General features: G+C 57.5%; 14 protein-coding genes. All 14 read left to right on the plus strand.

Going from position 1 to position 13,916, the window contains the following annotated elements; genetic code table 11:
* The first annotated feature begins 134 nt into the window (after positions 1–134).
* The 14 genes from ACYVGU_RS09090 (at position 135) to ACYVGU_RS09155 (ending at position 13,826) form a co-directional block, all read left to right on the plus strand.
* Entirely contained in the window at positions 135–869 is a 735-nt protein-coding gene (locus ACYVGU_RS09090; RefSeq protein WP_460614507.1) for a YebC/PmpR family DNA-binding transcriptional regulator, read from the plus strand.
* A gap of 155 nt (positions 870–1,024) precedes the next feature.
* Positions 1,025–2,089: a serine hydrolase domain-containing protein gene (locus ACYVGU_RS09095; RefSeq protein WP_460621779.1), complete on the plus strand. Its 1,065-nt coding sequence runs from the start codon at positions 1,025–1,027 to the stop codon at positions 2,087–2,089.
* 135 nt (positions 2,090–2,224) lie between these two features.
* Complete coding sequence (locus ACYVGU_RS09100; protein WP_460621780.1) at positions 2,225–2,569, plus strand: hypothetical protein; 345 nt, start codon at positions 2,225–2,227, stop codon at positions 2,567–2,569.
* 97 nt (positions 2,570–2,666) lie between these two features.
* Positions 2,667–3,068, plus strand: a complete 402-nt coding sequence (locus ACYVGU_RS09105; protein WP_460621781.1) for a hypothetical protein — start codon at positions 2,667–2,669, stop codon at positions 3,066–3,068.
* A gap of 164 nt (positions 3,069–3,232) precedes the next feature.
* Entirely contained in the window at positions 3,233–4,357 is a 1,125-nt protein-coding gene (gene rluF, locus ACYVGU_RS09110; protein WP_460621782.1) for a pseudouridine synthase, read from the plus strand.
* A 353-nt stretch (positions 4,358–4,710) separates the two neighbouring features.
* Positions 4,711–5,124 (plus strand): YiaA/YiaB family protein, encoded by a 414-nt coding sequence (gene yiaA / locus ACYVGU_RS09115; protein WP_460621783.1) that lies wholly within the window; start codon positions 4,711–4,713, stop codon positions 5,122–5,124.
* Between the two features lie 78 nt (positions 5,125–5,202).
* The gene (locus ACYVGU_RS09120; RefSeq protein WP_460621784.1) at positions 5,203–5,748 is read left to right on the plus strand and encodes a sugar O-acetyltransferase; all 546 of its coding nucleotides are present in this window, start codon (positions 5,203–5,205) and stop codon (positions 5,746–5,748) included.
* 118 nt (positions 5,749–5,866) lie between these two features.
* Positions 5,867–6,874, plus strand: a complete 1,008-nt coding sequence (bioB, locus tag ACYVGU_RS09125) for a biotin synthase (RefSeq protein ID WP_460621785.1) — start codon at positions 5,867–5,869, stop codon at positions 6,872–6,874.
* 173 nt (positions 6,875–7,047) lie between these two features.
* Complete coding sequence (locus ACYVGU_RS09130; protein WP_460621786.1) at positions 7,048–8,199, plus strand: aminotransferase class I/II-fold pyridoxal phosphate-dependent enzyme; 1,152 nt, start codon at positions 7,048–7,050, stop codon at positions 8,197–8,199.
* Positions 8,200–8,261: 62 nt separating this feature from the next.
* Positions 8,262–8,756 carry a YqjF family protein gene (locus ACYVGU_RS09135; protein WP_460621787.1) on the plus strand — a complete coding sequence of 165 codons (495 nt, stop codon included), beginning with the start codon at positions 8,262–8,264 and terminating at the stop codon, positions 8,754–8,756.
* Between the two features lie 333 nt (positions 8,757–9,089).
* On the plus strand, positions 9,090–9,710 hold the full coding sequence (gene bioD, locus ACYVGU_RS09140; protein ID WP_460621788.1) for a dethiobiotin synthase: 621 nt from the start codon (positions 9,090–9,092) through the stop codon (positions 9,708–9,710).
* 100 nt (positions 9,711–9,810) lie between these two features.
* Positions 9,811–11,133, plus strand: coding sequence for an aspartate aminotransferase family protein (gene bioA, locus ACYVGU_RS09145; RefSeq protein WP_460621789.1), 1,323 nt, complete (start codon positions 9,811–9,813; stop codon positions 11,131–11,133).
* Positions 11,126–12,319 carry a beta-ketoacyl-[acyl-carrier-protein] synthase family protein gene (locus ACYVGU_RS09150; RefSeq protein ID WP_460621790.1) on the plus strand — a complete coding sequence of 398 codons (1,194 nt, stop codon included), beginning with the start codon at positions 11,126–11,128 and terminating at the stop codon, positions 12,317–12,319. Before bioA ends, ACYVGU_RS09150 begins: the two co-directional genes overlap by 8 nt.
* A 148-nt stretch (positions 12,320–12,467) precedes the next feature.
* A complete protein-coding gene (locus ACYVGU_RS09155; RefSeq protein ID WP_460621791.1) occupies positions 12,468–13,826 on the plus strand; it encodes a M28 family metallopeptidase in 1,359 nt (452 codons plus the stop codon).
* The last annotated feature ends 90 nt before the right edge of the window (positions 13,827–13,916 follow it).

Consider the following 13,916-nt stretch of genomic DNA (forward strand, 5'->3'; position numbering starts at 1 on the left):
ACCGGGTGCCCCGCATACCAATATGGCGGCCTCATTGCGCCCCGCCGGGCTTTCTGCTAACTTGCAGCCCCTTCCGGCTTCACCCGTGCTGGCTAGGTAGTCATTATTTCACAACTCCACAAATTCACAGATAGATGGGACGCGCGTTTGAATTCCGCAAAGGCCGCAAAATGAAGCGCTGGGACCGGATGTCCAAAGACTTTACCCGCATCGGCCGGGAAATCGTGATGGCCGTGAAAGAATCCGGCTCCAACCCCGATACCAACTCCCGTCTGCGCACGGCCATGCAGAACGCCAAGGGCGTGAACATGCCCAAGGACCGCGTGGAAGCCGCCATTAAGCGCGCCAGCTCCCGCGAGGAAAAGGATTATCAGGAAGTGGTGTACGAAGGCTATGCACCTCACGGTGTGGCCGTTGTAATTGAAACCGCTACCGACAACCCCACCCGCACGGTAGCCAACGTGCGCATGTATTTCAACCGCGGCAACGGCGCCCTGGGTACCGCAGGCTCCTCTGACTACACTTTCACCCGCAAAGGTGTGTTTAAGCTGGCCGCCGAAGGCCTTGAGCTCGATGAGCTGGAGCTGGAGCTAATTGATGCCGGCGCCGAAGACGTGTATGCCGATCAGGAGGAAGACGAGCACGGCCACGTGACGGAGTACATTGTAGTAGAAACCGCCTTCACCGACTTCGGCCAGATGCAGAAAGCCTTGGAGGAAAAAGCCCTGAACGTCGTTTCAGCTCAACTCCAGCGCATACCCAACACCACTGTGCACCTGGAAGGCGAGCAGCTGGAAGAGGTAATGAACCTCATAGAGAAGTTTGAGGACGATGACGACGTGCAGGCCGTATACCACACGCTCGGGTAGGTCTGCTAGCCCCTGGACAAAAAGAAAGCGGGCTGCTCTAGTTTAGAGCAGCCCGCTTTCTTTTTGTCCAGGGGCTACTAAATCGGCCTTTGTTGCGCAGCAACCGCTACTATTGTGCTTTCCTTATTTCAGTTCTCTTATACTTTTAACCGCTTATGAAACATCTTTTTACCCTAGCACTATTACTATTCTCGTTTGCCGCTATGGCTCAGCAGGCAGAGCTGGTTGCCTTGCTCAAAAAGAAAAATGTAGCGGGGCTGCAACTCGTGTACAGCCGTAAGAGCGAGACAATGAGGTTCAGCATGGGCACGCGCAAGGCTGGCACCACACAAACCGTTGATGCCAACACCATTTTTCAGGCAGCCTCTTTGGGCAAGGTCGTGCTGGCGTATACCGCCCTGCGCCTCCACGATCAAGGCAAGCTTGATCTGGACAAGCCGCTGCTGAGCTACTACCCCTACCCCCGCCTGCAAGCCGAGCCCCGCGCCAACCGCATTACGGCGCGCATGGTGCTGGGACACACCACGGGCCTGCCCAACTGGGCCGGATACCCACTGGCGGAGAGCTGGAAAACTTCAGAGCTGCGCCTCCAGTTTGCGCCCGACAGTTGCTGGAGCTACTCGGGTGAGGGCTACGTGTTTCTGCAGAAAACCCTGGAGCACCTGACCGGAAAAACGCTCGAGCAGTTGGCGCAGCAGGAAGTGTTTGAACCGCTGAAAATGAAAAACAGCAGCTTCATTTGGCACACCCGCTTCGATAAAAACGCTGCTTTCGGCCACGATAAGGCAGGACAGCCCACCGAAATCAAGCGGTTTGCGGAGCCGAATGGCGGCTTTAGCTTGCTTACCACCGCTTCTGACTATAGTCGGTTTCTGCAGGCCATTCTGGCGGGTAAAGGGCTGCAACCTGCCACAGCTAAGATGCTTACTACCCCTACAAATGCCGCCAACCGGTGCACTACCCCCCTCAGCCCCACCGATGCCAATATTGCCTGGGCGTGTGGTGTGGGCCTGGCCACCACTAGCCACGGCCCCGCCCTCTGGCATTGGGGCGACAACGGCGACTTCCGGGGCTTCTTTATGCTCTTCCCCGATACTCAAGAAACCCTACTGTTCATTACCAATAGCGCCAACGGCCTGCGCCTCACCGACGACATATTACGCTTGTTTGTAGGCGCTGGCCAGTACCACGCCATGCAGTGGCTGGCCGAAGAGAAATAGCACCTTGCACGTGGGTTTACACCCTCATGCTACCTAGCAGTCTGGCCGGCGGAAGCACTTACCAAGTTGCCTGCTTAAACAGCACATTATACCTTACCGTTAGAAGGCTTTCCACCCTGTTATAAAGCTGCCAACATGCCTTTCGCTTACAATACCCTGTTCCTGCTCGAAGCCGATGCGTTTTCGCTGCTTGAAATAAAAGCCCTGGATGTGCAGAGCGACGACCCCGCTGAAGTGTACTTCTGGTTCCGGTTCGACAAAAGCAGCCACACGCTGGAAAAGCTCGAGTTTGTGTCCATGAACAAGGATGGTGCAGAGCAGCAGCGGGAGTTCCGGCAGGGCAAACTACAGTTCAACCAGAGCAGTGGGGTTTATGCTCCGGCAGGGGCTAGTGAATCAGTAGCACTGCAGCCTAAAGACGGGACCGAACTTCCTGCAGAATTGGATGATGCCATCCAGCGGTATTTTATCGGGGCCTAACCCTTCTTATGCCATTATATCTATTCATATTTGTGGGAGTGCCTCAACTCTGCTTTCAATAAGACGGAACTAGCTGCACCATTTTATACCTCATACCGTGGAAGCAGTAGAAACTACTAAACTGCCTTTGTATTCAGCACTGGCTATCCGTATTTTTTCATTCTTGTTTAGTCCTGTAGCTGGCGGGCTTATGCTCGCACAGAACTTTAGAGATGTGGGGCGCCCCGATGCAGCGCGCAAAGTAATATGGGGGACTATCGGAATTGTGGCAGTTGCCATAGTGCTCTTATTGGCTTTGCCTGGTCGTCAGGTTGGTGGTTCGGGTTTCAATGTAGCGTTCGGCATAGGTGGTGGTATTGCTTTAAATGCCTATTTTGACAGAATAGTAGAAAACAAGGAGCTTTTCCCGGCCAAAAAGATCTGGAAGCCCCTGCTTATTTGCTTAGCTGTATTTACTCCACTTCTCATCGGGCTTTTCTATGCTTTATCTGTCGATTAACCGCCTTGTGTTAGTATTGCAGTTACCTCGATAAACGAGCTACGTGTTAGCCGCTATGGCCACCTAGTACTTCTCCTCTTGTTCTGCCGTATCTTTGCGGCCCGCCGGCACTTGCTGCTTTGGCGGGCCGTTGTTTTTTACCCTTCGCTTAGCATTTTTACCTCATGGCCACTCGTCTCAATAAATACATCAGCGAAAGCGGCGTCTGCTCCCGGCGGGAGGCCGACCGCTTTATCGAGCAGGGCAACGTGCTGGTTAATGGCAAGCGCGCCAGCATCGGCGACCAGGTAACCAGCAAGGACCGCGTGAGCGTAAACGGCAACATCATCGAGCCGCGCGCCGAGGAAGATGCCGTGTACATTGCCTACAACAAGCCGCCGGGCATCATCTCCACCACCGATACCGGCATTAAGGATAACATTATCCGGGCCATTAAGCACTCGGTGCGCATCTTCCCCATCGGCCGCCTCGATAAGGAGTCGCAGGGCCTGATTTTGCTCACCAGCAATGGCGACATTGTGAACAAGATTCTGCGGGCCGGCAACAAGCACGAGAAGGAGTACATCGTGATGGTGGATAAGCCCATCAACGACTTGTTCATTGAAGGCATGGCCAACGGCGTGCCCCTCGGCGGTGTCATGACGCAGCCGTGCAAAGTCACCAAGGAAACGCCCTACATCTTCCGCATTATTCTGGTGCAGGGCCTCAACCGCCAGATCCGGCGCATGTGCGAGTACTTCGGCTACGAGGTAGTGCAGCTGGAGCGCATTCGCGTGATGAATATCAACGTGAAAGGCCTGGGCGTGGGTGAGTGGCGCGAGCTGAAGGAAAAGGAGCTGAAGGTACTATTTGAGATGATCAAAGACTCTGATGGTACCGATAACGGCTCCTCGCCGCGCCGTCGCAAGCGCGCCTCTTCCGCCGAGTTCTGGGCCGACCGCCCGGGCCGCCAGTCTTCGGCGCCAAGGCCCAAGGAGGACGAAGGCACTTCGGCACGCGCATCGAAGCCCAAGCCGGCTGGCTCCTGGATTGAAAAACCAACCAATAAGCGCGCTGCTGCCCGTTCCGCCACGAAGAAAGCAGCCCCTAGCCCCTCTGATACGCCGGAGTGGCCATCCGGCCCCGGTCGCCAGGCCGGCCCCCCCACGGGCGTCCGGCCGGATGGCCCGGGGTTTGGGAAAGCAAGCCGGCCAGCGGGCACCCGCCCACGAGGTGCGGCCGCTGGTCCGCCGAAGGGCAAAACCAGCACCCGTGGTACCCGCGGCGCCAGTCGTCCCGGCAAACGCTAACACCAAAACGGGCCGCTCCTATGGGAGCGGCCCGTTTTGGTTTAAGGCATCTCACAAACACGGCAAGTATGTCTTGTGAAAAGTCTGAAAAATGACATAACGTCCGTGTACTTACCAACCTACTTCATTCAGAATTACACGAGTAATATTGCTTTTCCTGCACTTCATAGCATGTTTTTCTGAATCAAGACAACGCACTAGAAACCATCGAAAACAGTACTACTTGGCAAAAAGTAAAAGTCTAATATCGGTTAAAGTTTGGATACGACCTAGCCCGGGGTAGGCGCTATGTTTGGCTTGTCGGAGGGCTAGTTCTCCGATGAGATTGTCAACCACTTTCCGCCTACCCCCTTATGTACGCCAAACCCTCTAACGCCTTTATTGCCGCCTCTTGGGTTGCCCTGCTGGCGGGCACTTCCGCTTTTATCATTGGCCTTTGGAACGCGCAAATGCAGCTCAACGAGAAGGGCTACTACTTTACCATTCTGATGTATGGCTTGTTTGCGGCGGTTTCTCTGCAGAAAACAGTGCGCGACCAGATGGAAGGCATTCCAGTAACGGGCATCTACTACGGTCTGAGCTGGTTTTCCACTATTCTGGTTATCTGCCTGCTGACCGTGGGCCTCTGGAACGCTAGCCTCACGCTAAGCGAAAAAGGATTTTACGCCATGTCGTTTGTGCTGAGCTTGTTTGCTGCCATTGCCGTGCAGAAAAACACCCGCGACGCTCGTAGCACTAGCTCAGCGCAGGAGACTTCGGCCCTGTAAGCGGGGTAGTAACGGCGCATACAAGTAAGCCTGAGGCCAGGTATATTGCCCCGGCGGCTACTTCTTCGCCGAGCCTTTATGCTATCCACCGACAAAGAAAAAATGCTGGCCGGCGAGCTATACCAGGCCAACGACCCAGTGCTGGCAGCCGAACGATTGCGCGCCAAACAGCTGTGCCACCGCTACAACCAAGAGCCAGTGCAGCTTAACAAGCACGTGCTGGCCGAGCTGCTCGGCTACGAAACCGATGCGCACATTGAGGCCCCCTTCCGGTGCGACTATGGCTATAATATTCAGCTAGGGCAGAATTTCTACGCCAATTACAACCTTACCATCCTCGACTGCGCACCCGTAAGCATTGGCGACAACGTGTTTATGGCGCCGAATGTGCTGTTGACTACGGCCGGCCATCCGGTGGAGGTAGCGCCCCGCATTGCCGGGTGGGAGTTTGCAAAACCAATTACCATAGGCCACAACGTGTGGCTAGGCGCGGGCGTGCTAGTGATGCCCGGCGTGAGCATCGGCGACGGTACCACCATTGGGGCGGGCAGCGTGGTAACGCGCGATATTCCGGCCGGGGTAGTAGCCGTGGGCAATCCGTGCCGGGTGCTGCGCACTATATGAGGCGGTGTAAATCCACTTCTCATGTATCTTGCAGCCCGCGGCAGTAGCTTTACTGCGCGCGGGCTGTTCTTTGCAGCATTCTCCAACCAGAAACCTAGACACGACTTCTTTCCCACCCATGATTCGGACTGACTGGACCCTCGACGAAGTAAAAGCTATTTATAACCTGCCCGTGCTGGAGCTGGTAACCAAGGCTGCGGCCATCCATGCCGAAACCCAGGCAACCGGCGAAGTACAGGTGTGCACCCTGCTGAGCGTAAAAACCGGCGGCTGCCCCGAAGACTGCGCTTATTGCCCCCAGGCGGCCCGTTACCACACTGGCGTGCAGGCCCACAAATTGCTCCCTGATGCTGAAGTGCTGGCCTCGGCGCAGCGCGCCAAAGACTCGGGCAGCACCCGTTTCTGCATGGGCGCCGCCTGGCGCGAAATTCGCGACAACCGCGACTTCGACCGCGTGCTAGGCATGGTGGAGCAAGTAAACGGCCTGGGCTTAGAGGTGTGCTGCACCCTGGGTATGCTGAACGAATACCAGGCCGAGCGCCTGAAGCAGGCGGGCCTCTACGCCTACAACCACAACCTCGATACCAGCGCCGAGCACTATTCTGAAATTATCACCACCCGCACTTACGACGACCGCCTCAACACCCTGGAGCACGTGCGCAAAGCGGGTATCTCAGTATGCTCGGGCGGCATCATTGGCCTCGGCGAAACCGACGAGGACCGCATTGCCATGCTGCACACGCTGGCTACCCTGCCCGCTCACCCCGAGTCGGTGCCCGTAAATGCCCTAGTACCGGTGGAAGGCACGCCCCTGGCCGACCAGCCTCGCGTGAGTGTGTGGGAAATGCTGCGCATGATTGGCACCGCCCGCATTCTGATGCCACACACCATGGTACGCCTCTCGGCCGGCCGCCAGGAAATGCCCGTTACGGAGCAGGCTCTGTGCTTCCTGGCCGGCGCCAACTCCATCTTCTCCGGCGAAAAGCTCCTTACGACTCCCAACCCTGACTTCGACGCCGATAAGCAGATGTTTGCGTTGCTAGGCCTCAAGCCCCGTAAGTCCTTCAAGGACGCTCCGGAAGGCGCTATAGTATTGGGCAGAGAAGCCGCACCAGTAGTTGCCTAATTGAGTACTAAAACTGGCTCCCCTCCTCAAATGAGAAGGGGCCAGGGGTGGTTGATGAATCGTTGAACAGGAAGTAGAATATAGTTCTAGTAATTGTTCTAGGTCAGTCAACTCTCCCTAGCCCCTTCTCATTTGAGGAGGGGAGCCGTTTTTAGCTTGGTACTGGATAGCCTATGCCTTACTCCTCTCCTCTCCATCAGCGCCTTGCGCAGCATCTTGCTAAGCGTGACGCCGATGGTACCCGGCGCCGGCTCACGCTCTCCGCGTCGGGCTTAGTCGACTTTAGCTCAAACGACTACCTAGGCCTCAGCCGGCACCCAACCGTGCAGGCAGCCTTACAACAGGCTCTGGCTGAACCGGCCGGCAGCACCGGTTCTCGCTTGCTTACCGGCAACTCCCAGGCGGCTGAAGAGCTGGAAACGGTGCTAGCGGCCTTTCATCGGGCGGAGGCGGCTTTACTGTTCAACTCCGGCTATGCGGCCAACCTAGGCTTCTTCAGTGCCCTGCCGCGCCGCGGCGACACCATTCTCTACGATGAAGCCTCGCACGCATCGGTGAAAGACGGCATCCGGGGCTCTTTCGCTACGGCCTGGAGCTTCCGCCATAACGATGTACACGACCTAGAACGCAAGCTGGCCCGCACTACCGGCGCCGTTTTTGTAGCCGTAGAGGCTCTGTATTCCATGGATGGCGACATGGCCCCGCTGGCGGAGTTGGCCGCTTTGTGTCAGGAAAAAGGCCTGCACTTGGTGGTAGATGAGGCGCATACCAATGGCATTTATGGCACCCAGGGCGAGGGGTTGGTTACGGCGTTGGGCCTAGAAGAACAGGTGTTTGCCCGCATTCTCACCTTCGGGAAAGCCCTCGGCAGCCAGGGTGCCGCCGTAGCTGGCTCCACCTTACTACGCGACTATCTCCTGAATTTCAGTAGGCCATTCATCTATACTACAGCCCTACCGCCGCTCACAGTGGCAGGCCTCAAGGCAGCGTATGCGGTGCTCCCTACCCTCACTGCTGAGCGCAACCGCCTGTTCGAGTTGTCGGACTACCTGAAAGCTACCCTGAACGCCGTGCCGGGCTTACGAGTACCGTTGGAAAGCCACGTAATTCACCCCGTTTTCTTCACCACCAGCCCCGGCCCGGCCCAGGTGAGGGCCGTAGCGGCGGCGGCGCAGGTGGCCGGCTTCGATGTGCGGCCCATTGTATCGCCTACGGTACCGGTAGGCACCGAGCGTTTGCGGCTGATTGTGCATAGCTACAATACCGAGGCAGAAATTGATGAGCTGGCAGATGTGCTGAAACAAGCCCTGCCGCCCTTGGCATAAGGCTCATCAAGTATTTACCCTAGATATACGTTATCTATTACTGTACCCCTAGCCCTTCAATTATGCGAATCCCAACCATCCACGGCATTATCGACAGAAGGATTCTAATCAACTTTACGGCTGATCCAAAAGATGTTGCAACCATTCTACCTGCACCTTTTCGGCCGAAGGTGTACAAAGGCAAAGCCATCGTTGGTATTTGCCTGATCCGCCTGAAAAACATCAAACCGAAGGGTCTTCCTAATTGGCTGGGTGTTTCCTCTGAAAATGGTGCTCATCGGATTGCAGTAGAATGGGATGAGGCTGGAAAAACTCAAGAGGGCGTTTTCATCCCCCGGCGCGACACGTCCTTACGACTAAACGCGCTGGTGGGTGGACGTTTATTTCCTGGCAAACATCACGTAGCAACTTTCAACGTGCGTGAGACGGGCCCGAATTATCACGTTGGTTTCGTTAGCTCAGATCAAACGCACATTTCGATTGATGCGGCCGAAGTTGAGCACTTCAATTCCGAGTCTATTTTTCAAACGCTTGAAAATGCTTCCGACTTCTTCTAAAAGGGTGCCCTTGGCTACTCTCCAAACGGAAACAGCTTCGATGGTTTGCAGCTCCAGACCTATGATTGGCAGGTTAAGCCATTGGCAGTAAGCAAAGTAAAATCGAGTTTTTTTGCTGATGACGCCATTTTCCCAAAGGGGTCCGTCAAATTCGATAATGCCTTGTTAATGACACGAGTTGAGCACGAATGGCACAGTGTAGCCATGAAATAAAGACAATAACGGCATGAAAACATGCTGCTTTTAAGCTGACTGCCAACTCCACCTTCCGTTTCATTTATACTTCACTTGGCAGCAGCCATTTCTCCCGAAAATCTCACTACCCTTCTCTCCTTGGAACGACTTTTCATAACCGGTATTGGCACTGATGTAGGCAAAACTCTTGTCTCAGCCATCCTGACGGAAGCCTTGCAGGCCGATTACTGGAAGCCCGTGCAAGCAGGCCTCACCCCTACTACCGACGCGGCTACGGTGCGCAGCCTGGTTCAGAACACTTGGAGCCACTTCTGGCCAGAGCGCTACCGTCTGCAGCTACCCGCCTCGCCTCACGCCGCAGCCGCTGCAGAAGGAGTAACCCTGCACCCAGAAGATTTTCAAGTGCCCGAAACCGACAACCATTTGCTGGTAGAAGGTGCCGGCGGCCTGTTGGTGCCGCTAGCCCCCGGTTTTCTGATAGCCGACCTGATTCAGCAGTTGGGACTGGAGGTGGTGGTAGTGTCGCGTAATTACTTAGGCAGCATCAACCACACGCTGCTCACTCTAGAAGCCCTGAAAGCGCGGAACATACCAGTGCGGGGCCTCATCTTTAATGGCGAGCCGACACCCGCTACGGAAGCGTTTATTGCCACGCACACCGGAGTACCCATTATGCCCAGGGTGTTACCCGAACCAGAAGTTTCGGCCGCTGTGGTGAGCCGCTATGCAGCAGAATTCCGGGAGTGGTTTGGGCTGTAACGGAAGCTAGCGAAGTCAGGCTTTGTAGCCCTGGAGAGCACCATATCTGGCCTGCTGGCAATTGGCAGCTACCTTTGCGGCCCTCGTTTGTTTACCACCCATGCCTACCCTAGCTGAACGGGACCACGCTGTACTGTGGCACCCCTACACCCAAATGCAGACTGCCCCGCTGCCCGTGCCCATTGTGCGCGGCGAAGGTAGCTGGCTGATTGCCGAAGACGGCACCCGTTACCTCGATGGTATTTCCTCGTGGTGGGTGAACCTGCACGGCCACAGCCATCCGCATATTGCAGCCCGCGTGAGCGAGCAGCTGCGCACCCTGGAGCACGTGCTGTTTGCCGGCTTCACGCACCCAAGCGCCGTAGAACTGGCTGAGCAACTGCTGGCGCTGTTGCCTACTAACCAGGCCCGCGTATTCTACTCCGACAATGGCTCGACAGCCGTGGAAGTAGCCCTGAAAATGGTGCTGCAGTACTTTCACAACCTCGGCCAGCCCAAGCGTCGCACCTTCCTCTGCTTCCGCGACTCCTACCACGGCGACACGTTTGGGGCCATGGCCGTGAGCAGCCGCGGTGCCTTCACCCAGCCCTTCTGGCCCCTGCTGTTTGAGGTAGAGTTTGTGGACGTGCCAGTGCCCGGCCGCGAAGCCGACGTGTTGGCGCAACTTGATACCCTAGTATCCCGGCCCGATGTAGCTGGCTTCATCTTTGAGCCCTTGGTGCTGGGTACGGCCGGCATGGTGATGTACTCGCCGGAGGTACTCACGGAAATGGTGCGCCGCTGCCACCAGCACGGTGTGCTCTGTATTGCCGATGAGGTAATGACCGGCTTTGGGCGCACTGGCCCCTTGTTTGCCAGCAGCTTACTTGAAGAGCAGCCTGATATTATGTGCTTTTCCAAGGGCCTAACCGGCGGTACGCTGGCTATGGGCCTGACGACCTGCGCAGCGCCCATTTACGAGGCGTTCCTCAGCGACGACAAGATGCGGGCTTTGTTTCATGGCCACTCCTACACCGCAAACCCCGTGGCTTGCGCCGCCGCGCTGGCTAGCCTAGAGCTTACCCGCGCCGAGGAATGCACCGAGCAGCGCCAGCGTATAGAAGCCGCCCACGCGGCTTTCCGTGAGGAAATAGAAGGCCTACCGGGCATACGGCAGGTGCGCCACCGCGGTACTATTCTGGCCGTGGAGTATGACCCTGGCGAGGGCACCAGCTACTTCAGCCGCCTCCGCGACGCCTTTTATCAGTTGGCCATTGATAACCAGGTAGTGCTACGCCCGCTGGGCAATGTGGTGTACCTGCTGCCGCCCTACTGCACTACCGATGCCGAGCTGGAGCTGCTCTACAATGTGCTTCGCAAGATGCGCGAGCTCGTCCTCAACTTCCAGCCCGCGCCTACCCTGCCAGAATACCTGCATGACTAACGCAACGCATGGCGAGGAACTGATTATCATTCGGGGGCGCGGCCGGGTTTCGTCGCTAGGTCTGCTGCCGGCCCCAACCGACGTAGCTACCTCTCCTTTCACTACCCACGCAAGCGGCCTGCCCGTAGCGGCCCTGCCTGCTACCGCTGATGCGGATGTAGCGGACCTGCGCCGCGCCCATCCTGCCTACCGCCAACTCGACCGCACTGTGCTATTGGGCCTCTTGGCAGCTCGGCAGGCCACCGCGGCGGCCGGCTGGCAAACGGCAACCTCGCCACTTACTGTTAGCCTCGGGAGCAGCCGTGGCGCCACGGGCCGCTTAGAGCAATTTCACACGGAATTTCTCAAGGAAGGAGCTGTTTCGAACGCGGCCTCCCCGCTTACTACTCTCGGCAACGTGGCCAGTTGGGTTGCCTTTGATGCCGGCGCTAGGGATGGCGCTGCTTTAAGCCACTCCAGCACGTGCAGCAGCGCGTTTCAGGCTTTGGGCAACGCTACGGCTTGGCTGCGGGCGGGTATGGCCACACGGTTTCTGGCGGGCGGCACCGAGGCTCCCCTCACGGGTTTCACGCTGGCTCAAATGCAGGCCATCGGCATCTACTCGCCTTTCGCCGCCGCCGACTGGCCCTGCCGACCAGGTGCTGGCAAGCCCTCTACGTTTGTGCTCGGCGAGGGCGCAGCGGTATTTGCCTTGGAGAAGGCTAATCGCCAGCAGCTTACTATTGAAAACTCCCCTTGCCCCGTTTTCGTGCTAGAGGGCGTGGGGTTTGGCTTTGAGGCCATAGGTAGTAAAACCGGGCTTTCGCCTGATGGGCAGCACTTTCAGCAAGCCATCCGGCAGGCACTACAACAGGCCCAGTGCGCGCCCGAAGCCGTGGATGCTGTGGTGCTGCACAGCCCCGGCACGCCCGCCGGCGACGCGGCTGAACGAGCGGCGTTGCGAGCTATATTTGGTGAGGCGCTACCGCCACTGCTGTCTAATAAGTGGATGGTGGGGCATACGCTAGGTGCCTCGGCCGCCCTAAGCCTCGATTTTGCCTTGCACGTGCTCGAAACCCAGCAGTGGCCCGCCCAACCTTTTGCTACGGATCTGGCGCAGTCACCAGCCGCTCCTGTCCGCCGGATTCTGGTGAATGCGGCCGGCTTTGGTGGCAACGCTGCCAGTGCCGTGGTAGCCATGCTGTAAGTAGCGGAGCGGGGGCTGCCAGCAGTGCCAAATTTTACGTGTTGTGGCTGAGCTGCAAAGTTCGCGCTACACTCCTACCTTGTGCCGCAACGCCAGGGCTCCGTTCTGCGTCTCTTGCCCACTCCATACCAGACTTTCTCCATCAACCATGCGCCGTTCTACCCTGCTGCTGCTTTCCCTGGGCCTCACCACCCAGGCGTTTGCCCAAACCAAGCCCACCACCACGCCCGATCCGCTTATCACCACTATGGTGGAGGAAATATCGGAGAAAAACCTTCGCGAGGATATCGATAAGCTCGTGAGCTTTGGCACGCGCCACACGCTTTCGGATACCAAAAGCAAAAAACGTGGCATTGGCGCGGCCCGCAATTGGGTAGAAGCGGAGTTCAAGAAATACAGCAAAGCCAGCGGCGGCCGCCTGAAAGTAGAGCAGGATACCTTCACGATTAAGCCCGACGGCCGCCGCATCGACCGGCCCGTGCTGATGGCCAACGTGATGGCCACGCTGCCCGGCACCGACCCCACCGACAAGCGCATCTTCATCGTGAGCGGCCACATCGACTCGCGCGTGACCGACGTGATGAACGCCACCGCCGATGCGCCCGGCGCCAACGACGACGGCTCCGGCACAGTGGCCGTGATGGAGCTAGCCCGCGTGATGTCGAAGCAGAAGTTTCCGGCTACCATCATTTTCGTGGCGGTGCAGGGCGAGGAACAGGGGTTGTACGGCTCTACGCACCTAGCAAAGCGCGCCAAAAAAGAAGGCTGGAACCTAGTGGCGATGCTCAACAACGACATCATGGGCAACTCCACGGGCCACGACCCGGAAATCAAGGACGATAAGCGCCTGCGCGTTTTCAGCGAAGGCGTGCCCGCCACCGAAACCGCCGATGAAGCCAAAGTACGCCGCACGCTTTCTTCGGAAAACGACTCGCCTTCCCGGCAGCTGGCCCGCTACACCCGTGAGGCCACCAAGCAGTACGTGGCTGGCCATGAGGTAGTGCTGGAATATCGGCCCGACCGGTTCCTGCGCGGCGGCGACCACACGCCGTTCAACCAGCAGGGCTTCACGGCGGTGCGCTTCTCGGAAATGAACGAAGACTTCCGCCACCAACACCAGGACTTGCGCACTGAAAGCGGCACGGAATACGGCGACCACGCCAAGTTCATGGACTTCGCGTATCTGCGCAAAAACACTGGCGTCAATCTGGCTACCCTAGCCAGCCTGGCCCTAGCCCCCGCCGCGCCCGAAAACGTGGGCGTACTCACGGCCCAGCTCACTAACCGCACGGAGCTGAAATGGGAAGCCCCCAAAGCCGGCGAAAAACCCGCAGGCTACTACGTGCTGATGCGCGAAACCAGCGCCCCGGAGTGGCAGCAGAAGTTCTTTGTAACTGATACCAAAGCCGACCTACCGCACAGCAAAGACAACTACATTTTTGGGGTAGTATCCGTAGATGCGGAGGGCCACGAAAGCCTGCCGGTGCTGCCCAAGCCCGTGCGCTAGGCTTCCTCTCTTCCGCAGGCCTGAGCCTGAGAAACCAGCCCAAGTACGTTGCACATCTGCAACCGGCGCTGGTTTCTCAGGCTCTTGTCG

The sequence above is a fragment of the Hymenobacter tenuis genome, from assembly GCF_054780495.1.

What these genes read in the sequence shown, in the direction of transcription:
- ACYVGU_RS09090 (WP_460614507.1), top strand. Translation starts at nt 135, where the DNA reads ATGGGACGCGCGTTTGAATTCCGCAAAGGCCGCAAAATGAAGCGCTGG.
- ACYVGU_RS09095 (WP_460621779.1), top strand. Translation starts at nt 1,025, where the DNA reads ATGAAACATCTTTTTACCCTAGCACTATTACTATTCTCGTTTGCCGCT.
- ACYVGU_RS09100 (WP_460621780.1), top strand. Translation starts at nt 2,225, where the DNA reads ATGCCTTTCGCTTACAATACCCTGTTCCTGCTCGAAGCCGATGCGTTT.
- rluF (WP_460621782.1), top strand. Translation starts at nt 3,233, where the DNA reads ATGGCCACTCGTCTCAATAAATACATCAGCGAAAGCGGCGTCTGCTCC.
- yiaA (WP_460621783.1), top strand. Translation starts at nt 4,711, where the DNA reads ATGTACGCCAAACCCTCTAACGCCTTTATTGCCGCCTCTTGGGTTGCC.
- ACYVGU_RS09120 (WP_460621784.1), top strand. Translation starts at nt 5,203, where the DNA reads ATGCTATCCACCGACAAAGAAAAAATGCTGGCCGGCGAGCTATACCAG.
- bioB (WP_460621785.1), top strand. Translation starts at nt 5,867, where the DNA reads ATGATTCGGACTGACTGGACCCTCGACGAAGTAAAAGCTATTTATAAC.
- ACYVGU_RS09130 (WP_460621786.1), top strand. Translation starts at nt 7,048, where the DNA reads ATGCCTTACTCCTCTCCTCTCCATCAGCGCCTTGCGCAGCATCTTGCT.
- ACYVGU_RS09135 (WP_460621787.1), top strand. Translation starts at nt 8,262, where the DNA reads ATGCGAATCCCAACCATCCACGGCATTATCGACAGAAGGATTCTAATC.
- bioA (WP_460621789.1), top strand. Translation starts at nt 9,811, where the DNA reads ATGCCTACCCTAGCTGAACGGGACCACGCTGTACTGTGGCACCCCTAC.
- ACYVGU_RS09150 (WP_460621790.1), top strand. Translation starts at nt 11,126, where the DNA reads ATGACTAACGCAACGCATGGCGAGGAACTGATTATCATTCGGGGGCGC.
- ACYVGU_RS09155 (WP_460621791.1), top strand. Translation starts at nt 12,468, where the DNA reads ATGCGCCGTTCTACCCTGCTGCTGCTTTCCCTGGGCCTCACCACCCAG.